19 protein-coding genes are annotated in these 20,158 nt (G+C 52.8%); 14 read left to right on the top strand and 5 right to left on the bottom strand.

What is annotated here, in order from left to right:
- Positions 1-888: 888 nt before the first annotated feature.
- Complete coding sequence (locus PMPD1_RS06920) at positions 889-1,920, bottom strand: lytic transglycosylase domain-containing protein (protein ID WP_173633346.1); 1,032 nt, start codon at positions 1,918-1,920, stop codon at positions 889-891.
- 236 nt (positions 1,921-2,156) lie between these two features.
- Here PMPD1_RS06920 and PMPD1_RS06915 point away from each other — a divergent pair, with 236 nt between their 5' ends.
- Positions 2,157-2,633 (top strand): lytic transglycosylase domain-containing protein, encoded by a 477-nt coding sequence (locus PMPD1_RS06915; RefSeq protein WP_173633345.1) that lies wholly within the window; start codon positions 2,157-2,159, stop codon positions 2,631-2,633.
- A gap of 55 nt (positions 2,634-2,688) precedes the next feature.
- Here PMPD1_RS06915 and PMPD1_RS06910 read toward each other — a convergent pair whose 3' ends face one another.
- A complete protein-coding gene (locus tag PMPD1_RS06910) occupies positions 2,689-4,116 on the bottom strand; it encodes a hypothetical protein (protein WP_173633344.1) in 1,428 nt (475 codons plus the stop codon).
- A 300-nt stretch (positions 4,117-4,416) separates the two neighbouring features.
- On the opposite strand from PMPD1_RS06910, the gene PMPD1_RS06905 reads away from it, so the two are divergent.
- On the top strand, positions 4,417-5,988 hold the full coding sequence (locus tag PMPD1_RS06905; RefSeq protein WP_173633343.1) for a methyl-accepting chemotaxis protein: 1,572 nt from the start codon (positions 4,417-4,419) through the stop codon (positions 5,986-5,988).
- 37 nt (positions 5,989-6,025) lie between these two features.
- Here the strand turns inward: PMPD1_RS06905 and PMPD1_RS06900 are convergent, their stop codons facing one another.
- Positions 6,026-6,736, bottom strand: a complete 711-nt coding sequence (locus PMPD1_RS06900) for a CerR family C-terminal domain-containing protein (protein WP_173633342.1) — start codon at positions 6,734-6,736, stop codon at positions 6,026-6,028.
- A gap of 133 nt (positions 6,737-6,869) precedes the next feature.
- On the opposite strand from PMPD1_RS06900, the gene PMPD1_RS06895 reads away from it, so the two are divergent.
- Together PMPD1_RS06895 and PMPD1_RS06890 are read left to right on the top strand one after the other, a co-directional pair.
- Positions 6,870-7,982 carry an HlyD family secretion protein gene (locus tag PMPD1_RS06895; RefSeq protein WP_354292809.1) on the top strand — a complete coding sequence of 371 codons (1,113 nt, stop codon included), beginning with the start codon at positions 6,870-6,872 and terminating at the stop codon, positions 7,980-7,982.
- 2 nt (positions 7,983-7,984) lie between these two features.
- On the top strand, positions 7,985-9,592 hold the full coding sequence (locus PMPD1_RS06890) for an MDR family MFS transporter (protein ID WP_173633341.1): 1,608 nt from the start codon (positions 7,985-7,987) through the stop codon (positions 9,590-9,592).
- Here PMPD1_RS06890 and PMPD1_RS06885 read toward each other — a convergent pair.
- Complete coding sequence (locus PMPD1_RS06885; protein WP_173633340.1) at positions 9,561-10,364, bottom strand: IclR family transcriptional regulator; 804 nt, start codon at positions 10,362-10,364, stop codon at positions 9,561-9,563. The two genes, PMPD1_RS06890 and PMPD1_RS06885, sit on opposite strands and share 32 nt — an antisense overlap.
- Before the next feature lie 209 nt (positions 10,365-10,573).
- Between PMPD1_RS06885 and PMPD1_RS06880 the strand changes: the two genes are divergently transcribed.
- The 6 genes from PMPD1_RS06880 (at position 10,574) to lldD (ending at position 16,990) form a co-directional block, all read left to right on the top strand.
- Positions 10,574-11,305, top strand: a complete 732-nt coding sequence (locus PMPD1_RS06880; RefSeq protein ID WP_173633339.1) for an SDR family oxidoreductase — start codon at positions 10,574-10,576, stop codon at positions 11,303-11,305.
- 43 nt (positions 11,306-11,348) lie between these two features.
- The gene (locus PMPD1_RS06875; RefSeq protein WP_173633338.1) at positions 11,349-12,194 is read left to right on the top strand and encodes a fumarylacetoacetate hydrolase family protein; all 846 of its coding nucleotides are present in this window, start codon (positions 11,349-11,351) and stop codon (positions 12,192-12,194) included.
- A gap of 45 nt (positions 12,195-12,239) precedes the next feature.
- The gene (locus tag PMPD1_RS06870) at positions 12,240-13,352 is read left to right on the top strand and encodes a mandelate racemase/muconate lactonizing enzyme family protein (protein WP_173633337.1); all 1,113 of its coding nucleotides are present in this window, start codon (positions 12,240-12,242) and stop codon (positions 13,350-13,352) included.
- 10 nt (positions 13,353-13,362) lie between these two features.
- A complete protein-coding gene (locus PMPD1_RS06865; protein ID WP_173633336.1) occupies positions 13,363-14,424 on the top strand; it encodes an Ldh family oxidoreductase in 1,062 nt (353 codons plus the stop codon).
- Between the two features lie 41 nt (positions 14,425-14,465).
- The gene (locus tag PMPD1_RS06860) at positions 14,466-15,794 is read left to right on the top strand and encodes an MFS transporter (RefSeq protein ID WP_173633335.1); all 1,329 of its coding nucleotides are present in this window, start codon (positions 14,466-14,468) and stop codon (positions 15,792-15,794) included.
- Positions 15,795-15,856: 62 nt separating this feature from the next.
- On the top strand, positions 15,857-16,990 hold the full coding sequence (lldD, locus tag PMPD1_RS06855; protein ID WP_173633334.1) for an FMN-dependent L-lactate dehydrogenase LldD: 1,134 nt from the start codon (positions 15,857-15,859) through the stop codon (positions 16,988-16,990).
- 58 nt (positions 16,991-17,048) lie between these two features.
- On the opposite strand, the gene PMPD1_RS06850 is transcribed toward lldD, so the two are convergent.
- The gene (locus tag PMPD1_RS06850) at positions 17,049-17,345 is read right to left on the bottom strand and encodes a hypothetical protein (protein ID WP_173633333.1); all 297 of its coding nucleotides are present in this window, start codon (positions 17,343-17,345) and stop codon (positions 17,049-17,051) included.
- A gap of 253 nt (positions 17,346-17,598) precedes the next feature.
- Between PMPD1_RS06850 and PMPD1_RS06845 the strand changes: the two genes are divergently transcribed.
- The 4 genes from PMPD1_RS06845 to PMPD1_RS06830 all read left to right on the top strand — a co-directional run bounded on the left by PMPD1_RS06845 (position 17,599) and on the right by PMPD1_RS06830 (position 20,127).
- Positions 17,599-18,420 carry an RNase A-like domain-containing protein gene (locus PMPD1_RS06845; protein ID WP_173633332.1) on the top strand — a complete coding sequence of 274 codons (822 nt, stop codon included), beginning with the start codon at positions 17,599-17,601 and terminating at the stop codon, positions 18,418-18,420.
- 10 nt (positions 18,421-18,430) lie between these two features.
- Positions 18,431-18,724, top strand: coding sequence for a contact-dependent growth inhibition system immunity protein (locus PMPD1_RS06840; RefSeq protein ID WP_173633331.1), 294 nt, complete (start codon positions 18,431-18,433; stop codon positions 18,722-18,724).
- Positions 18,725-18,976: 252 nt separating this feature from the next.
- Complete coding sequence (locus PMPD1_RS06835; RefSeq protein ID WP_173633330.1) at positions 18,977-19,807, top strand: RNase A-like domain-containing protein; 831 nt, start codon at positions 18,977-18,979, stop codon at positions 19,805-19,807.
- Between the two features lie 2 nt (positions 19,808-19,809).
- Positions 19,810-20,127, top strand: a complete 318-nt coding sequence (locus PMPD1_RS06830; RefSeq protein ID WP_173633329.1) for a contact-dependent growth inhibition system immunity protein — start codon at positions 19,810-19,812, stop codon at positions 20,125-20,127.
- The last annotated feature ends 31 nt before the right edge of the window (positions 20,128-20,158 follow it).

Here is a 20,158-nt window from a genome sequence, read left to right as displayed (position 1 = left end):
CCTGCCGTTTTCAACATTCGCGAATGGAGCGACTCAGCGTCAAAAGAAGCGCTGAAACATGAGAATTGATGAGCCTTTTTTATGAGAACAAATTTAAATTAACACTCGTAGAGGGTTTTACAATCAGGAATTTTGTGGGGCGCTTGTAAGAAAATCCCTACACGTCCGCGTTGGAGTAACCGTTTCGATCAGGTATTTTTTTCAGCAGGTAAACGGTTACAGATATAACCCGAGGGGAGAAGGAAATACATTTTGTCGCAAGCCGGTGTCGGGAGAATAAAGGGATGATGGGCAAAGAGGGGGAATTTAATCAAAACGAAACAATTGCCCTCTCATTAAACAAAAGCAATAGAAAATCATTGAGATAGAATTTCCATCATCAGTAAGTAAATTTGTATAAAGTTGAGTAAACGCCGAAAAACGCATTGGTTATTTTCAATCAGCAATAACAATGTAACCTTTTTTGCAGGATTTCGTTAAGAATACGGAAGAATAAAATTAGCGCAAAATAGATTGGTTGAAATGGCAAATTTCTCACACAAAAAGATACACTATTTACATTTTGTAACGCCGCACCTCTCATTTTTAAGGCGGGCTTTTAGGACGATTCCCAGGCCACGACCGGTAATTATTTAATCGCTGACACGCGATTAAAAATGGCATTTTTCATCTTATTGTCAGTGGTTTGTCATGTTTTTTTCATAATAAAGCCGATGCGTATCACAAAAATAAACTGGTACTAAAATAATCTGTGCCTTCGAACTCAAAAGTCAGTCAGTGGCAAAATACAAATGTTTCAGCATACCAGGCTAAAAAATGGCGGGATAAGATGATTTTCATATCCCGCCTGGTCTTTAAACCCGATAATTTAATCCACGCTATTGTCCGTTAGGCAGGTACGCTCCCATTACCAGAAGCGATAACTTTGGCAGTTTGGTTAACCTCGTTAACGTAGTTGGGATTACCTAAAGATATGCTCGACAGGTTGCTCATATTGACCTGGTCCGGGCCAGAGTTATAGGCACGTAGCGCGGCATCCATGCTGCCGCCAAACTGTTTCTGGTAGTCGCGCAACATCAACGCTGAACACATGATCTGATTATGCGGATCGCTGGAGTCGCCGGACAATTTATCCGGATACTTCTGACGCATTGATTCGTAGGTATCCGGGTTGATCTGGTTCATGCCGCCATCGGTTTTACCGTTACCAGGGTTGGTAGAGGTGGCATTAACATCCCCACGCGATTCGGTCCAGGTTAATGCCGCAAGCGTGCTGGCGGGCACCCCGGTCTCCTTCGCTATATCGCTATAATCTTTACTAAACTGCTGTAGTTTATCTGGCAGGCCCGGCATTGAGGTATCGCCCGGCGTGCTGCTATTACCGCTCCCGTTAGCGCCCGAAGTGGATGACTTCTCTGAAAGATCGGAAGTGGGCGGCGTATCGGTTTTCAGATTCACGTTATTGGTAGGCGTGTTTACGCCGCCAGGGCCACCTCCACCGCCATCGCCGCCTCCACCGCTACTGTCACTCACCGGAGGCGGTGAGGCGTTATCCTGCTGAGGCGCTTGTCCCCCGCCGATCCCCAGCATTTTGAACAACTCCTGCATCAGCTCTTGTAGCATTTGTTGCAGCATCTTCAGCATACTTTCCATCGAGTTCCCATTGGATCCATTCATTCCGTCCGCTGGCGGCGAGGAACTGTTATCCACCGCCCGATTCTGCGGTGATGAGCCAAAGTCAATTTGCGAAGGTTTATCGGTCGCCCCGATATTGCCGAAATTTAACGCAGTGGGGATGTTCATCTGCGGATCGCCAGCGGGCTTTGTCGGCGTCTGTCCACCGAGCGGCGTATTATTATCCGAAAAATCATTAGAGGGTGAGTAAGGCGAAAACCCTCCCGAACCTGATGTAATCTGCATTGGATAATCCTCATTAAAGATGGCGAACCGCATGCCAAAGACAGACCGTTGACGTAACGCGGGATCACTCCTGTGCTATCGCGCGGTTGTGGTGTTGAAAATAAGTGAAATCTGGCGTGAATTAGTTCCATAACCGGCTTTTTTTCTCGTTCGTATTAACGCGACAGCTCCCACTCATCGGGAACTTTCCCCCGGCAGCCACCACACATAAGCACCGAGTGGGAAGGAATAAAAAAATGACGTCTATGAAACTGTGCGCATTGGCGCTCTGTTTTTCTTCGTTCGCTCAGGCGGATTGCTTTAATGTCGCGGGCAAAGCATTTGGCCTATCACCCATATTGCTGAAGGCCATTGCGATTAAGGAGTCAAAACTGAATCCGACGGCGATTAATCAGGCTAACCGTAATCGCACTGAAGATGTCTGCATGATGCAGATTAATAGCGTGCATTTCTCCCGCCTCTCACAATTGGGTGTCACGCGTAAACGCTTGCTCAGCGAACCCTGCGTGTGTGTCTCGACCGGGGCCTGGGTGTTACATGGACTGTTTCGCCAGTATGGCCGTTCATGGGATACCGTTGGCATGTACAACACCGGCCCTTCCCCCGCGCGACAAAAACTTCGTCTCCGTTATGCGCGCGAAGTAGAACGGATTTATCGTGTGTTACAACAGGAAGAGAGTGACCAGCAGCAAACCCTGGTCGCCAGCCGATAACGATAAAAAAAATGCGCCCGTATGGGCGCATCAAGGTCATTATTATCGGCAGTGGTTACGTTCTCTCTCTTCCTAAGCGCCCCAACTCCATCTCATTTTCTATCTGCTCGCGGAAACGGTTACCGGCCAGTTGCGCCAATGCATTGGTGCCCCCTTGAATCATGCCGCCAACTGCATGATCAATCGCCTCGGAACCCATTTTCACTACCACGCCAACCAGCCCTTGCGTCGCGTAAGCCGCTGCCGCCCCCACGGTGTTCACCATCTGATCGGCGAAAATACGTCCGGCGGCGCTCCACTGGTCACTCCCCATCGCATCCGCGGCAAATTTACGCAGCATATTTACGCCGCCTAATCCGATACCTAACGTCGCAATTTCCGCCAGCATGTTATCGCTCATGGCATTTTGGCGCCCGGTTCTCCAGCCTTCGAAACTCGCCAGGCTTTGTACCACGGCGCCGCTGCGCTGAATCCCACCCACTACCATTTGTTTTGGCAGCGAGGCATTTTTCAGTTCAAAATAACGATCTTCCCAGTCGGTACGCGCCAACAGGTTTACCGGCAAGCGTTGACCGTGGTGCTGCACCAGGGAGCTGATCGAGCCACCCGCCATACTGCCGCCAATATTTAAGCCGGTATTCAATCCTTTTAGATCGGCCATCGCCGGGAAGCTGTTGACAACGTTACGAATGTCATACCCGACGCCACCTTTCACCGCGTTAAGCATCTCGCTTCCAACCGTTTTTTTCGCCTCAAATAAAGGTTTCACACTCGCTTCCAGCTTAGAGGCGTTTTCGCCCAACCAGAGCGCATCCTCCAGCGGCTTATTGAGTAACCCGTCACTCACCGCCCTTAACGTCATTGCCGTTACACCGCCAATTACCCCGATCGCCGCCTTTCCGGCATAGGTATCCGCCGATACCGCCCACCCGGTCAGGAAGTTACTCAGCGCATTTTTACCCACGTCGCCAATCTGGCTGAGTGCATCGGCAGGAAGCCCGGAGATACCAAATGAAAAAGCGCGGATCGCGCCTTCGACAATATCGGTAACTCGATCCATCGGTTTCGCTTTGCTGAAAGTTTCTGCAATATCCGCCGCGCTTTCGCCTCTGGCCATCAGCCGCTCGGTGCGATCGGCAATCAACAGTTCAAGGTTCGGATGCTCATTCGGGTTCCCCAATGCTGAAAAGAACGTGTGCATTGAGTCATGAATTCGCTGCTCGCGCTCCTGCTGTTGCCTGACTTCCAGACTGGTGCGTGACATCGCACTTTGAAACGTCCCTTGTGTTCGGCCCGTCTCGCTGCTGTGACGCGTCTCTTCGGTATGTTCTGTCTCACCACTATGGTGGGTTTCTCCCGAACGGACGGTTTCGGCACTCTCACGTCGGGGCGGAAGGTCATGCTCCTGCTCCACTTCATGTTCAGAAGGCGCTGGCGTTGAAGGGAAAGCGCCCGGTATAGAGATAGATCCCGTTCTCATCATTTCATCACCTCATCAATGCATCAGAAAAATGTCATTACCGGTGAGTAGCGTTTCACGATGATTAGTTTCGCGTTGAACCGTGACAATGATCACAAACATAAGTGATACTTATGTTTTCGCCCTTCCCCAAAGGCCTCTTTCCCGATGATGAAAAAATCGCCGCAGAGTTGAAAAATAACGCTAAAGGCTGACAAAAATGCGTCGTTAATAACTACAGCCAGTCATGGTGTAACCGGGGCACTGTTCGCCAACCCCGCCAGGACATTATCGGCTTTGGCGCTTCACCGGCAGGGGAAAAGCATGAAACGATTCACACTCAATAAAAAACTCTGGAGCATCGTTGGATTATTGTGGTTATTACTGATTGCATTGGTGGTGGCGAATGCGGTTATACAACGTAATAGCATGCTTAACGCGCGCAAAGCGGTGCTGAAACAGCAGGCGGATTTGGCGCAAGGGTTGATTAGCTGGTATCAACAAAAGACCAACGCCGGAGAGTTGAAACCGGCACAGGCGCAGCATATGGCGCTAGAGGCGTTGCGCGGGCTGCGCTACGGCAGCGATAAAAGCGGCTATTTTGGTATTTATAATGATGAGTATGTTCCGCTACTGTTCCCGCCGCGCCCGGATTTGGAAAATAAAAGTCAGCAAGGGCTGGTGGATGTGAATGGTGTCCACGTCGCGGTCGAAATCGTCAAAAGCTCCTCTGCGGGCGGCAAACACTTCACTCACTACGTGTGGCCAAAACCGGGTAATGACAAACCGGTGGGGAAAATTACCTATAGCGAACTCATTCCTGCCTGGGGCTGGCATCTCTACACCGGAGTTTACCAGGATGATATTGATAACGCTTTCCGCACCGAACTGTTACGTAATCTGGCGCTGGTGAGCAGTGTCGCCATTGTGCTGACGCTGGCCATGTTGTGGCTGATTCGTAGCATCCGCCACAGCCTGGGCGGCGAGCCCGATTATGCTGCCGCCTTGTGTAAGCGTATTGCCGAGGGTAATCTCAGCGCACAGGTTCTTCTGCGTAAAAACGATCGTAGTAGTCTGTTGTTCGCGATGGATCAAATGCAGCGCCGTTTGACCGAAACCCTCAGCGACATTCACCTGGCAGCCGATTCGGTCGGCGTGGCGTCACGGCAAATCTCAGGCGGTAATCTCGATCTCTCCTCTCGTACCGAACAACAAGCAGCGTCATTGGTAGAAACCGCCGCCAGCATGGAGCAGATCAATGTGACGGTAAAACAGAATGCCGGAAACGCCCGTGAAGCCAGCCGACTGGCGACCGATGCCGCCGCCGCCACCGAACGAAGCAATCAAATGGTCAGTCGTATGCAGGAAACGATGCGTGATATTGCCGACAGCTCCGGCAAAATTGCCGATATTACCGCGCTGATTGAAGGTATCGCTTTCCAGACCAATATTCTGGCGTTGAACGCGGCGGTCGAGGCCGCGCGCGCCGGTGAGCAGGGGCGTGGCTTCGCGGTGGTCGCCTCAGAAGTGCGCACCCTCGCTCAACGCTCATCGACTGCCGCAAAAGAGATTCGCGAACTTATCGCCCGCTCGGTCAGCACCGTGCAACAAGGCACCGAACTGGCCGATGAGGTCGGTCAGGCCGCCTCAGCCGGTCGCCAGGCTGTGCGAAGCGTGGCGCAAGTTATTGGTGAGATTGCGGTCGCCTCAGAAGAACAAAGCAGCGGTATTGAGCAGGTGAATAAGGCGGTAATTCAGATGGATCAGGTCACGCAGCAGAATGCTGCCTTAGTGGTCGAAGCTTCAGCGGCGGCGGAATCACTCGAACAACAAGCCGTCACCCTACGCGCGTTAATCGCCACTTTTACGCTGCAAAAAAGTGAGGTATTGGCTTAATTGCCAGTGGCCGGGGTCACCCGGCCATTTAAGGCAATCACTGGCTCGCCGCCCGCCAACTCTCCATCAACGTGCGACACTGGACGCGGAGCGTGGTTTTTAATAATGTCAGCCGCTCGGCATTCACCTCTTCCCAGCCTAACTGATCAAGCATTGAGTGACGGGTCAGATGGAAAATCACCGCCTGCCCCATCAAGGTCATGGTACGAATCTGCGTCAGTTCATCATGAACCGCCGCGCCGGAAACTCGTGCGACCAGCGAAGCCGCCGCACAGTTTAATTTGCCGCTGATACGCTCACGCATTAAACGAAAAGCATCGGCCGGCCCCTGCCCCACCTGCGCACGCGCGTGAAACAATATTTTGCCTTGCGGAATGGTGGTATTAAAAACCCGCTCCAGCATCACATCCAGCAACTGACAAAACAGTTCAATGCAGGCATCAGCGTCAATCTCATGGTTATTTAGCCGATTAATTTTCTCAATCGTGGGCTGAAAGTAGCGACAACTCTCCTCCGCCATCCACTCAATACAGGCGTAATACACCCCTTCCTTATTTTCAAAATAGTACTGAAGTGCGGGCGGGTTCACCCCGGCGCGAATCGCTATCTGACGTGTGGTCGCCGCATCAAACCCCTGCTCACCAAACACCTGTATTGCCGCATCAATAATGCGTTGCCGGGTTTCATCGCCACGGGCGTAGCCGCCTTCCGGCGGGTGACGCAACGGTTTACTTTTCTTCGCGCACACGGCGGCCTCCTTAGTAAAAACGTTCCGAGTATAACGGTATCGCACAGTAAATTAAAAAATATATCGCTTGACATAATTATACCAAACGGAATATTTATTCCGCTTGATATAATTCTTTCTCAGGAGCTTTACGGTGTTATTTGCAGCCATGTCCACTTCCTCTTCCTTGCCTGACGGCATGGCGCCGCCGGTAGAAGCCGCCGGTAACCGTAAAAAGCGGCTATTACTGCTGTTTTCGCTGGCGTTAACCACGCTGGTGGTGCTGGCTCTCCTGTACTGGTTTTTCATCGCCCGCTTTAATCAATCTACCGATGATGCGTATTTACAAGCGGACAGCGTCACCATGGCACCAAAAGTCTCCGGTTATGTGCGCGAAGTACTGGTTGGCGATAACCAAGACGTTGCCGCCGGTCAACCGCTGGTGAAGCTAAATGCAGAGGAGTATCAGGCACAGGTCGATCAGGCGCGAGCGACCATTCTCGCCAATCAGGCCGATATTGAACGTGCAGAAGCGGAAATTGTACGCCAGCAGGCCGATATTGAGCAGGCTGAAGCACAGCAAAATTCGGCGCAAATACAGATGCAGTATGCGCAACGCGAATATCAGCGCTATCTGCCGCTGGCGAAGAGCGGCGTGGTGAGTAAAGAGAACTTATCGGACCAGGTCCGCAGCCGCGATCGTGCGCAGGCGGATTATGCGGCAAACGTTGCGGCGGTAAAATCCGCAACCGCGCAAATTCGTTCGATGAAAGCCGAAATTGCCCAGGCAAAAGCGCAACTGGCCTCAGCCCAGGCTAGCCTGCAGCAGGCGAGCATTAATCTGCAAGATACGCTGATTCGCAGCCCGGTTGCCGGTCGCGTTGGCGATCGTAGTGTGCGGGTGGGGCAATATGTGCAGCCTGGTACCCGATTATTGACCGTGGTACCGGTACAAGATGTCTATCTGGTGGCCAATTTTAAAGAAACCCAAATGGGCGACATACGCATCGGGCAACCGGCAACGCTGCATGTTGATGCGTTACCCGATCATGATTTTCGCGGCGAGATTGAGAGCTTCGCACCGGGAACCGGTTCCCAGTTCGCTCTGCTACCGCCGGAAAATGCCACCGGTAACTTTACCAAAATCGTTCAACGCGTACCGGTACGTATTCGTATCACCGATAACAGCGCCCAGCGTCAGCGTCTGTTACCCGGCATGTCGGTCACGGTCGATATCGACACACATCCGCTGAAACAGGATCGGTAATTATGAGCCGTGATACGCCTACATCGCCAGGCGGAGAAAGCGAAGAGAAGGCATCGCTAACCAGTTGGATCGCGGTCTTCGCTGGCGCGCTTGGCGCGCTGATGGCCACCCTGGATATCTCAATCACCAACTCCGCGCTGCCGCAAATTCAGGGCGAAATTGGCGCAACCGGTACCGAAGGTACCTGGATTTCGACCGGTTATCTGATGTCGGAAATCGTCATGATCCCACTGGCAGGCTGGCTTAGCCGCACTTTTGGTCTGCGTAATTTCCTGATTACCATGGCGATACTGTTTACCCTTTTTTCGGTCATTTGCGGATTATCGAATAGCTTGCCGCAAATGGTGATTGGCCGTATTGGTCAGGGATTTACCGGCGGCGCGCTGATTCCGACCGCACAAATGATTATTCGTACCCGTCTGCCTCGTAGCCAGCTACCGGTCGGAATGTCGCTATTTGGCGTCATTGTGATCCTCGGGCCGATTTTAGGGCCGGTACTGGGCGGTTGGCTGGCGGAAAATGTGAGTTGGCACTGGTGTTTCTTTCTTAATCTACCGGTGTGTTGCGGCCTTATCGCCCTGCTGTTGCTCGGTCTGCCGCCGGAGAAAAGCCACGCGGAAAGCTTCTGGCAAGCCGACTGGCTCGGCATCATTGGCCTCAGCGCCGGGCTCAGTTCACTGACGGTGGTACTGGAGGAGGGCCAACGCGAACGCTGGTTTGAATCCCAAATGATTGTGACACTGAGTCTCGTTTGTGTCGTCGGGCTTCTGTTGCTATTGGTAGCGCAGTTTACCGCCAAGCGTCCGGTTATACGTCTTGCCTTATTGGGTAACCTGCGTTTTCTCAGCGTGGTGGTGATCGTCTTTGTGGTGGGGTGCGGATTGTATTGTGTGCTCTATTTATTGCCGCAATTTTTAAGCGGCATCGCCGGTTACAACGCGCAGCAATCTGGCATGGTGTTGCTGATTTCCGGTATCCCAAGCCTCCTTCTAATGCCGATTTTACCCCGCTTGTTAGGCAAGGTGGATATTCGTCTGATGGTGATTAGCGGGATCCTGTTATTTAGCATCAGCTGTTTTCTTGATACTTCGCTAACCGCGCAAAGCGTAGGCGCTGACTTTACATGGTCACAATTGCTGCGCGGCGCCGGGCAAATTATGGCGATGCTGCCACTCAACCAGGCATCAATGGCGGCAGTCACTGCAGAAGAAGCCGCCGATGCCGCCGGGCTGTATAACATGGCGCGTAATCTGGGCGGGTCGGTAGGGCTGGCGCTAATGGCGGTGTTTGTCGATCAACGCAACAAGCTGCATGATGACGTGGTTCGTGAATCCGTCAGCGCCAACTCTGGCTACGCCCATGACTATCTGGCCGCCAGCAGCGCCAATTATCTCAGTCATGTTGGTGACAGCGCCTACGCTAATATGCAGGCGCTCGCCAGCCTGGCCGGGCAAATTCAGCAACAGGCAATGGTTATTACCTGGTCTGAAACCTTCTGGCTACTGGGTTTTGCGCTGCTATGTTGTATTCCTCTGACGTTGCTGCTCCGTTCACCGCGTTATGCCAGCCCTGGCAACGCTAAGGTGAAAACAGCGGCGTCGCGCTCATAATCTGCGTTACGGTGCGTTTCAGCAGCGCTAATGTCTCTTCGCGTGAAGGAGAGTTCATATAATCCAGATGCTGCAAGTAGGGGCAGGTTAATACCGCGATGGCGTTATCACCATTGGCAAACACCGGTACAGCAATGTTGTAGACCCCTTCCGTTTGCTGGCTGGGCATCATTTCATGCCCTTGCTGGCGAATCACGGCCAGTTGTTGCTTCATCTCGGCGCTAAGCGCGCCATGCTTCCCCTCGCTCTCTTCACGCAGCATAAACTCTTGCTCGCTGGCGGAAGAGAAGGCCAACATGACATGCCCGGAGCCGGTATCTAATAGCCCCATCCGTGAACCTACCCGAATACCAAAACTCCAGTAACCCGGCGCATCCACTTGGGCGATTGCCGTCATTCCGCCGCGATCGTAAACCACCAGATGGCAAGCTTGCTGCGCCTCGTGGGCAAAGCGGCGTAAATAAGGCAAGGTTTGCGTCGCCAGCCGGCGAAAAGGAGAGTGACGATTCGCCAGCTCAAACAACTTCAGCGACAGTTCATACTGGTCAATGCTGGTACGAATTACGTAACCACGGCGCACCAACCGGTCAAGCATTCGATAAATTTCGTTCGGTTTACGCCCCAGCGTTTTAGCGATTTCCGCCTGAGAAACCCCCTCCTCTCGCCCGGCCAGCGCCTCAAGAATATCCAACCCTTTATCCAACGCGGGTGCCCGATAGCGATCCTCCACGTTGTCATCTTCTTTTATCTGCGCACTTTTTAGTTCTGCCATTTTTCCCCTCCGCGCCCCGCCCTTCACCGGCTCTACTCCGGCAAATAGTATCATTTCCCGACATTGAAACACGGTTTCTGGTTGGCAAAGTTCAATTCTGTGACATTCATATATGAATTTAAGATTCATTAATGGATAAAGTAAACATTAGCGTTACATTCAAACTACTTTTTGCAACAGCCCGGTCCGCCCGGAGGAGAAAACGAACCATGACGGCAGCAAAAGTCAGAAAAGTATTGATTACTGGCGCAGCACAGGGCATTGGACGAGAAACCGCCCTACGTATGGCCAGCGCCGGTTTTCAGGTGATCGCCAGCGATGTTAATCAGGAAAAACTCAGCGACCTACAAGGGAAAGAAAATATCCGCACCGAGCGGCTTGATGTGCTTAGTCGGGCCGATATGGATGACTTGGTGGCGCGTATCGGTACTGTCGACGTGTTGTTTAACTGCGCCGGGGTGGTGCATAACGGCACTATCCAAGAGTGTAGCCGTGCCGAGCTGGATTTCGCCTGGCAACTCAATGTCGGCGCGCAGTTTGAACTGATTCAGGCGGTGTTGCCCGGTATGCTGGCGCAACAAGATGGCTGCATTATTAATATGTCCTCCGTCGCCTCTAGCGTGAAAGCGGTGCCCAACCGTTTTGCCTACAGCGCCACTAAAGCTGCCGTGATCGGCCTGACGAAATCCGTGGCGGCGGATTACATCACCCAAGGCATTCGCTGCAATGCCATCTGCCCCGGCACTGTGGATAGCCCCTCGCTGCAAGAGCGTCTGCACGCTCAGGGCGATTATGAGGCGGCACGTAAAGCCTTTATTGCCCGCCAACCGATTGGCCGTATCGGCAAGCTGGATGAGATAGCCGAGCTGGTGCTGTATTTGGCGAATGCCACCTTCACCACCGGTCACATTCATATTATTGATGGCGGCTGGGCTGCCTGAGTACCGCTTACCTTGCGCAAGCGCGCGTTAACAGGAGAACACGATGAAATTATTACGCTACGGCCCGGTCGGCCAGGAACGCCCCGGATTACTCGATGCACAAGGGCGGCTCCGTTCGCTTGCCGACCATATTCAAGATATTGATGGTCAAACTATCAGCCCGGAGAGCCTAAAACGCCTCGCGGCGCTGCCGATTGAACAACTGCCGTTGGTCGACGGCAATCCTCGTCTCGGCCCTTGCGTCGCTAACACCGGTCATTTTATCTGCATCGGTCTGAACTACTCCGACCATGCGGCGGAAACCGGCGCCGAAGTACCGCCCGAGCCGATTATTTTCACTAAATCCCCGCACTCTATTATCGGCGCGAATGACGCGGTAGAAATTCCCCGCACCTCAGTGAAAACCGATTGGGAAGTAGAGCTTGGGGTGATCATTGGTAAAACCGCGAAATATGTATCACAAGACGAGGCGCTGGAGTATGTAGCCGGTTACTGCGTGGTGAACGACCTGTCCGAACGCGCCTTCCAGATTGAGCGCCACGGGCAGTGGAGTAAAGGCAAAAGCTGCGATACGTTCGGCCCTATCGGCCCATGGTTAGTGACCCGCGATGAGGTTCCCGATCCGCAAAACCTTGATATGTGGCTGGAGGTGGATGGACATCGCTATCAAAACGGCTCCACCAAAACCATGGTGTATGGCGTGGCTTACCTCGTCTCCTATCTCTCGCAATTTATGAGCCTGCATCCTGGCGACATCATTTCAACCGGCACACCGCCGGGCGTTGGCATGGGTCAGAAACCGCCGGTTTATCTCAAACCCGGCCAGCAGATGCGTCTCGGCATCAATGGATTGGGTGAGCAACATCAAGTGACCTACGCGGCGAAATAAGCCGCGCTTCTCGCACCTCCTTCACGCCGAACCAGAGAGGAAAAGATGGCCGCGATTACGCAAGTTGAAATCTTTATGGTGGAACTGCAGCCAAAAGTAAAACGGGTTGACGCTATTCAGTCGTTTGTCTGTCAGGAAACCCCCTTTGTGCGGATAACCGATGCGGATGGCGCGATCGGGACCGGCTACAGTTACACCATCGGTACCGGCGGACCGGCGATTGTTTCGCTGCTGGAGAAAACCCTGGCACCGGCGTTAATCGGCAAAGAGGCCGATCGGATTGAACAGATCTGGCGCGAGCTCTCGTTTCTCACTCACGCAACGACCGTCGGCCCGCTGACCGCACTGGCTCTGGCGGCGATTGATATTGCGCTATGGGATCTGCGTTGCCAGCGCGCGCGCCTGCCGTTGCATATTGCGGCAGGCGGCGCACAGCAAAGCATTCCGCTTTACACCACCGAAGGCGGCTGGCTACATTTGTCGCCGGAGGCGTTGGTCGATGATGCGCTGCGGGCGCAAGCGCAGGGTTTTCAGGGTTGCAAAATTAAAGTCGGCCGCCCGATACATGAAGACACCGCGCGTTTAGGTGCGGTACGGGACGCGGTTGGCCAGGGTTTTGAAATATTTACCGATGCCAATCAGGCTTTCCAGGTGGATGACGCTATTCGCCGCGCGCGCCATTATGAAGCGCTGGACATCGGCTGGCTGGAAGAGCCGCTTCCGGCCGATGATATCACCGGTCATCTGCGGCTTTCGCATCACACTTCGCTACCCATTGCGGTAGGGGAAAGCCTCTACAGCGCCTCGCATTTCCGTGAGTATCTCCAACAAGGCGCCTGCTCCGTGGTACAGGTTGACGTCGCGCGTATTGGCGGTATCACTCCGTGGCTGAAAGTGGCGCATCTGGCTGAATGTTTTAATGTCGCCGTCTGCCCACACTTTCTGATGGAGTTGCACGTTTCACTCTGTAGCGCAGTCCCGAACGCGCGTTGGCTGGAGTACATCCCGCAGCTTGATGATCTCACCCACAGTGGGATGCGGATTGAGCAAGGCCGGGCCTTTCCCGCTGATACGCCAGGTATCGGGATCGACTGGGATCCGCAGGCGATTGATGCCCACCGGGTAGCGGGCTCTCACCATGTTATCCGCACGCACTAAGGGCCCGATTATGTCAGCACGTTACGCGATGTCAGCGCTAACCGCGCTTACCTCCCAACTGTTTCAGAATGCCGGCCTAGCTGCCGATAAAGCGCACGCGGTCGCCGATACGCTGGTGCGCGGCGAAGCTTTTGGTATGACCACCCACGGACTGAAGCTGTTGCCCGCCTATTTGGATGAGATTCGCCAGGGAGGAATGACGCGGGAAGGTGGGCCACACGTCATACAGGATTTCGCCGCCTGCCTCACCTGGGATGGCAGAAAATTACCCGGCCCGTGGCTAATCAAAGAGGCAGTCGGGAAAGGTATAGCCCGGGCGGAACGTTACGGTACCGCAACGGTCACCATTCAGAATAGCCATCACACTGCCTGCCTGAGTACTTATTTACAGGCGGCAACGGAACGCGGTTTTATCATTTTGATCGCGCTAACCGATCCGGGACACCGTAGCGTTGCGCCGTTCGGCGGCACCCAAGCGGTATTGACCTCTAACCCCATCGCTCTCGGCGCTCCTACGCGCGGCGCGCCGATTTTGATTGATATGGCCACCTCACTGGCGACCAATGCCGCCGTAGCGAACACCTTAGCCGCAGGCGAACAGTTCTCCTCCGCCATACTGCTGGATGCGCAGGGGCAACCGAGTTGCGATCCAGCCGTCATCTCCGCCGATCCGCCGGGAACCATTTTACCCTTAGGCGGTATTGAGGCCGGACATAAAGGCTATGCGCTGGGGTTGATAGTCGAAATTCTTTCAGGTTGTCTCGGCGGGCGCGGACGCGGTGAACAAAATCAGGGCTGGAGCGCCGCCGTCACCCTCACGCTCTACTCGCCCGCCGCCATGGCGGGAAGTGATGCCTACTTAAAACAAATTGAAGCGTTGGTACAGGCTTGTCACGATTCACCGCCCAAAGCGGGCGTAACGCGGGTTAAATTACCCGGCGAACGCGCGCTGGCGGCCTTAGAAGAAGCCAGCCGTGACGGACTTAGTCTGCCAGCGTCTCTGATTGATACGCTGACCCGATTGGCAGCGGAATGCGGGCTACCGCCTCCGGCGCCTCTCACTTCCCACTAACGCGCATCGCTGTTTATTCCACCACACCAGGAAATACCGCTATGACTGACACAACGCGTTCTCCCCGCAAGTCTGGCATCGTTAAAGCCGTTGTTGCCTCTGTTATCGGTACGATTATTGAATGGTTCGATTACGCGCTTTATGGCGCAGCGGCCAGCTTGATCATTAATCATATATTCTTCCCCGACCTGTCACCGGCGGCTGGCGTACTGGCGGCCTTCGGCACCTTTGCAATTGGTTTTATTGTGCGTCCGCTGGGCGGCGTCCTGATCGCTCACTTTGGCGATCGGTTCGGGCGTAAACCGGCGCTGATTTTCTCAATCTCACTGATGGGATTAGGCACCGTCGCGATTGGTTTGCTGCCGGGCTTTGCGCAAATTGGCGTGTTCGCACCGATATTGTTAGTTCTAATGCGAATGGTCCAGGGGTTTGGCGCAGGCGCGGAATACGCCGGAGCGGTAACGTTGGTGTACGAGTATTCGCCGGTTCGCCTGCGCGGGTTTTTCACGGCGCTGCTACAATCATCGACCGTGGTGGGGATTATGTTTGCCAGCCTGGCGTTTCTTGGCGTTTCGCAACTGGCGGAAACGGATATTATTCGTTGGGGCTGGCGTCTGCCCTTTCTCTCTTCGGCGATATTATTCGTTATTGCCCTCTATATCCGGCGGCAACTCGATGAGACGCCCGAATATTTAAACGCGGTGCAAAAAGCGGCACAGGATAAAAATACCCACAAATTGCCGCTTAAGATGCTGCTCACACGCTATCCTAAAACTCTGTTTTACGGCTTTTTGGCGGTGACCGGGCATAATGCGAATGTCTATATTCTCAGCGCCTTTACGCTCAGCTATATGACCAATTCGTTGGATATCGCCAAATCGGCCGCCTTAACCGCACTGTTTTACGCCGCTTTGTGTGGCGTGATTGCCGCCCCGTTCATGGGATGGCTGGCCGATAAGTTTGGCGCGGTTAAAATTACCGTGATTTGCGCCCTACTCACCGCACTGTTCGCCTGGCCGCTTTTTACCTTACTGGATACGCGGAATATGTCGTGGATCACGCTGGCAATGTGTAGCGGGTTTGTGGTGGGCTTTGGCGGCATGGCCGGGCCACAGGGGTTATTATTAGCAACGATTTTCCCCACGGAGTATCGCTTCTCCGGTATTAGCGTAACGCGTGAGCTAAACAGTATGTTGATTGCCGGTCCGACACCGTTGGTCTGTACCTTGCTGGTTCAATATGGTGGCGGTAGCTCACACTACGTTTCCGCTTATCTGGCGCTCTGCTGTTTACTCACCCTGTGGGCGGTGATCATGCTGTCGCGCCATAACATGAACACCGCTCAGGTCGTTTCGACCGAAGCAGGATAAATCCCCGTAGAGAGGGGAAAAGCAGACCGCCGGTTTGCGATTAACACTGACAGGACACAACCATGATTATTTCTGCGTCAACGGATTATCGGGCGGCAGCCCAACGCAAATTACCGCCCTTCTTATTTCACTACATTGATGGCGGCGCGTTCAGCGAACACACGTTGAAACGCAATGTTGAAGACCTGGCGGATATTGCGCTGCGCCAGCGTATTCTAAAAAACATGGAAGCACTCAGCCTGGAAACCACGTTGTTCGGGGAAAAAATGGCGATGCCGTTGGCGCTGGCACCGGTTGGTCTAACCGGCATGTATGCCCGGCGCGGAGAGGTTCAGGCGGCGCGGGCAGCAGCACAAAAAGGGGTTCCCTTTACGCTTTCAACCGTCTCAGTGTGTCCGATTGAAGAGGTCGCACCGGCGATTAATCGGCCCATGTGGTTCCAACTCTATGTACTGAAAGACCGGGGTTTTATGCGCAATGCGCTAGAGCGCGCGCAGGCAGCGGGGGTAAAAACCTTAGTGTTTACCGTCGATATGCCGGTGCCGGGCTCACGCTATCGCGACGCGCACTCCGGGATGAGCGGCCCGAATGCCGCGGCGCGCCGTGTGTTGCAAGCCATGACGCATCCGCAATGGGCGTGGGATGTTGGCCTGCATGGTAAACCGCACGATCTGGGGAATGTCTCAGCCTATCGTGGTAAGCCAACCACGCTGGAAGATTATATCGGTTGGCTCGGCGCCAACTTCGATCCGTCTATCTCGTGGAAGGATCTGGAATGGATCCGCGAATTCTGGCAAGGCCCGATGATCATCAAAGGCATCCTGGACCCGGAAGACGCGAAAGACGCGGTCCGTTTCGGCGCCGATGGTATTGTGGTTTCAAACCACGGCGGTCGTCAGTTAGATGGCGTGCTATCCAGCGCCCGCGCCCTACCCGCTATTGCCGATGCGGTAAAAGGCGAGATTACATTGCTGGCCGATTCCGGGATTCGTACCGGGCTGGATGTGGTACGGATGATCGCGCTGGGCGCCGATAGCGTATTGCTGGGACGCGCATTTGTCTATGCGCTGGCGGCGGCCGGAGAAGCCGGCGTGGTGAATTTACTCACTCTGATTGAGAAGGAGATGCGCGTGGCAATGACGCTGTCAGGAGCGAAAACCATCGCGGAGATTAGCCGGGCGAACCTGGCGTTGTAAGCGAGGACGCGCTGCTTCAGCCAACCCTAAACCGGCTGAAGCAGTGCGGAACAACGGTTTACTGTGAGCAACTGAAATCAGAATAAGTCGGTTCGTCCAGGAAACCCGGAATCATAAAGGTTTTACATTTAAATTTACGGCCTTTGCCAGTAACGGCATCAAACGTCACTTCACTGCCGCCAAGCGCATTCGGCTCGCCTTTTTGTACATTACTTAAGGTTACTTCATCGGTTGAAGCCAGGCCCAATGTATTGGTGGTCGCTTGCTGTAACTTCAGGGTATTCGGGGTTGAGCTACAGCCCGCCAGCGTTGCCGCCGCCGCGACCACGAAACAGAGGAGGAGCTTTTGTTTCATAAATGAATTCCTTTTGTAAGTAAATTGATAAAAACGCAAAAAAAGATTAATAACCTAAAGCAATAAAACTTACAAGAGGGGCTGTTCGGAGGTGGCGTAAAGTGTCGCGCGGCGCTAAATTCTGGACTCCGCGCCAGCCACAAAAACGCTGATTCTGGACTGCCCGGAAAATCCCGCCAGCTTGATACCATCCCTACGATTGCGCGACCTGGTGATACCACTTATTCTTTCCTTTCTATCAAAGGAGTGGGTCATGGATGACAATGGATTGAAAATGGTTATGTCACCGGTTCAACTTGCCGCGGTGTTGTCAGATAAAAGTGTCACCGAAGGTGAAACCCTGAGTAACCGGCTTTATGGCGGATTGGGACTGCTTGCCGGGACGCTTGAACTGGTCGGTTCGCGTGCTTTCTGCGCGACACCGGTCGGACGCGTCTTTACGGCTGCCTGCGTGATCGTGGGCGCACACAGTATGGATACCATTCAGGCCTCCATTAATCAGATAAGAACCGGCGTCAATACCCGTACCGCAACGTATCGCCTCGCAGTTGAAACCGCTAAAAAATTTGGTGCGGATGATCAAACTGCCTGGAATGTTGGCATGGCGGTCGATGTCGGTGTGCCGATCGGTTTTTCACTGGCGTTGGGAGCGGCAAGACTCGCATCCGTGCGTTTTGGCCGGATAACGTTGATTGAACATGAATCTGCGACAGGTTTTAAACCAGGTGGGCATACTATCGCAAAACATGTTGGCAAAAGTGATAAAGAACTTATCGCCAGATTTGAAACGGAAAGGCGCATCCCTGTTTCATCAAGTTTTAGTAATTTACGTATTGCAGAGGACGCTATATCAAAGGCCATCCAGAGAAACAGAGACACCATCAGGAATGCACTTTCGGCACAGAGTCCGGGCACCCGGCTAACAATAAAATACCCTACAGGCGAAGTAATTGGTTATGGTTTTAAAAGAGGCAGTACACAAAAACTGTACCTTAAGCAGGTTCGTTTAACGATAGTCATTGAACAGTTTCATGGTAAGCCATACTACATACTTACAGCATTTCCTGATATATGAAGGCAATTTGATGACGAACTATTATTATCTTGACCAGCTAATTTTGGGTTATTTCAATCAGGATTATCTCTATATAAATGAAGGTGAAGACACTATCGAAGGTATAGTGAAATTATTCAAACAAACAGCGCCTGAACAGGTACTTAAAGATTTAGCCAACGAAATAACAGCATTCAGAAAGATGCATGCGGACTCTCTTGAGCGGGAATTTAATCACCGCTATGGTAATGATTTTCAACCTGATTTATGGGAAACCACCGCTCAGGAGTTTCTTGGAACGATTCAGAAGATCGTCACTGAATAGAAATTGCCCTGCATAATGTGAAAATAAATAAACAATTTTAAATCACCGTTTCATCGCCAAAACGGTGATCCCTTGCCATTATCGGGGCGATGCTGCCACCACCCCGTAAAACAAATAATTACTTAATAGTGGTGGGAACCAACGTGTCAGATAGGCAGAAAAGTGTGACTCCCGCCAGCTTGATACCCTCCCTACGATTGCGCGACCTGGCGATACTACTTATGCTTTCCTTTCTACCAAAAGGAGTGGGTCATGGATGATGATGGATTGAAAATGGTTATGTCGCCGGTTCAACTTGCCGCGGTGTTGTCAGATAAAAGTGTCACCGAAGGTGAAACCCTGAGTAACCGGCTTTATGGCGGGTTGGGACTAGCTGGTGGCGTGGTGGAAATGTTTGGTGCGGGTGCCATGTGTGTTGTGCCTGAACCCACCATGTTGACAAAAGCCGGATGTGTATTTGTCGGTACTCATAGCCTCGACGTTATCCAGGCATCTATACGGCAGGTATGGACGGGGAGAAAGACTGATACTGATACCTACCATTCTGCTGTCGCAATTGCGGAATCGCTGGGCGCTGACAAAAACACTGCCATGAAAGTTGGTCTGACTGTGGATCTGGCCATCCCCATAGGTTTTGCAATTGCTGTTGGTGCGGTTCGCGTTGCTGCTATTCGTGGCGGACGTATAAAGCTGGCTGAGCATGAGGCCATGCCAGGACGTACGAAGGGCGGGCATACTATTTCCAAGCATGTTGGGAAAAATACGGATGAACTGATCGCCAGATTTAATGCTGAACCAAAATTGAAGTCATCCAGTAGCTTCCGTAGCATAAGCGAGGCGGAGAGCCTCATTAGCAAAGTTCTGCGCTATAACAAGCATCAAATAGAAATGTGGGCGAAAAACGTGCCTCCTGGCGTACCAGCCAGAATGCCGTTAAACCGTATGTTTGCGCACCAGACAGGCATAACTATTTTGAAAGGTAGCTCCGAGGTGAAAAAGTGTTATGGCGTGCGCGTTATTCTGGATTTTCAGCCGTGGCACGGTAAGCCCTATTTTATTGTTACTGCATATGCGGTTATATAACTATGGACAGAATAAACATCAGCGAGTTAGATGGCCTCATTCAGATTTACTTCGGTCAGGATTATGACATTTTTGATGACAGTGATGAGATTGAGCCAAAAATAGACCTCTACATAGCGTCCTCTCACAAAGGGATGAAACATGCTCTGATTGCGGATATTGATTTATTCCTGGAAGAATGTGATGACCTGGAAAAGGACTTTCACGAACGATACCAATATGAATTCGAACCGGAATTGTGGGGCACAACGCCTGCTGAATTCCTTCAACTGGTGAGGGATAGAGTCAGCCAGGCTCTGAGGGATGAAGAAAACCGGTAGTGCGTAACCCTATTACATCTTAACTGCATTC

The organism is Paramixta manurensis (assembly GCF_013285385.1).
GTDB lineage: Bacteria > Pseudomonadota > Gammaproteobacteria > Enterobacterales > Enterobacteriaceae > Paramixta > Paramixta manurensis.
The sequence above is the reverse complement of the archived record's forward strand: the minus strand, read 5'-3'. Positions and strand labels throughout refer to the sequence as shown.

What these genes read in the sequence shown, in the direction of transcription:
- PMPD1_RS06920 (WP_173633346.1), bottom strand. Translation starts at nt 1,920, where the DNA reads ATGCAGATTACATCAGGTTCGGGAGGGTTTTCGCCTTACTCACCCTCT.
- PMPD1_RS06915 (WP_173633345.1), top strand. Translation starts at nt 2,157, where the DNA reads ATGACGTCTATGAAACTGTGCGCATTGGCGCTCTGTTTTTCTTCGTTC.
- PMPD1_RS06910 (WP_173633344.1), bottom strand. Translation starts at nt 4,116, where the DNA reads ATGATGAGAACGGGATCTATCTCTATACCGGGCGCTTTCCCTTCAACG.
- PMPD1_RS06905 (WP_173633343.1), top strand. Translation starts at nt 4,417, where the DNA reads ATGAAACGATTCACACTCAATAAAAAACTCTGGAGCATCGTTGGATTA.
- PMPD1_RS06890 (WP_173633341.1), top strand. Translation starts at nt 7,985, where the DNA reads ATGAGCCGTGATACGCCTACATCGCCAGGCGGAGAAAGCGAAGAGAAG.
- PMPD1_RS06885 (WP_173633340.1), bottom strand. Translation starts at nt 10,364, where the DNA reads ATGGCAGAACTAAAAAGTGCGCAGATAAAAGAAGATGACAACGTGGAG.
- PMPD1_RS06880 (WP_173633339.1), top strand. Translation starts at nt 10,574, where the DNA reads ATGACGGCAGCAAAAGTCAGAAAAGTATTGATTACTGGCGCAGCACAG.
- PMPD1_RS06875 (WP_173633338.1), top strand. Translation starts at nt 11,349, where the DNA reads ATGAAATTATTACGCTACGGCCCGGTCGGCCAGGAACGCCCCGGATTA.
- PMPD1_RS06870 (WP_173633337.1), top strand. Translation starts at nt 12,240, where the DNA reads ATGGCCGCGATTACGCAAGTTGAAATCTTTATGGTGGAACTGCAGCCA.
- PMPD1_RS06865 (WP_173633336.1), top strand. Translation starts at nt 13,363, where the DNA reads ATGTCAGCACGTTACGCGATGTCAGCGCTAACCGCGCTTACCTCCCAA.
- PMPD1_RS06860 (WP_173633335.1), top strand. Translation starts at nt 14,466, where the DNA reads ATGACTGACACAACGCGTTCTCCCCGCAAGTCTGGCATCGTTAAAGCC.
- lldD (WP_173633334.1), top strand. Translation starts at nt 15,857, where the DNA reads ATGATTATTTCTGCGTCAACGGATTATCGGGCGGCAGCCCAACGCAAA.
- PMPD1_RS06850 (WP_173633333.1), bottom strand. Translation starts at nt 17,345, where the DNA reads ATGAAACAAAAGCTCCTCCTCTGTTTCGTGGTCGCGGCGGCGGCAACG.
- PMPD1_RS06845 (WP_173633332.1), top strand. Translation starts at nt 17,599, where the DNA reads ATGGATGACAATGGATTGAAAATGGTTATGTCACCGGTTCAACTTGCC.
- PMPD1_RS06840 (WP_173633331.1), top strand. Translation starts at nt 18,431, where the DNA reads ATGACGAACTATTATTATCTTGACCAGCTAATTTTGGGTTATTTCAAT.
- PMPD1_RS06835 (WP_173633330.1), top strand. Translation starts at nt 18,977, where the DNA reads ATGGATGATGATGGATTGAAAATGGTTATGTCGCCGGTTCAACTTGCC.
- PMPD1_RS06830 (WP_173633329.1), top strand. Translation starts at nt 19,810, where the DNA reads ATGGACAGAATAAACATCAGCGAGTTAGATGGCCTCATTCAGATTTAC.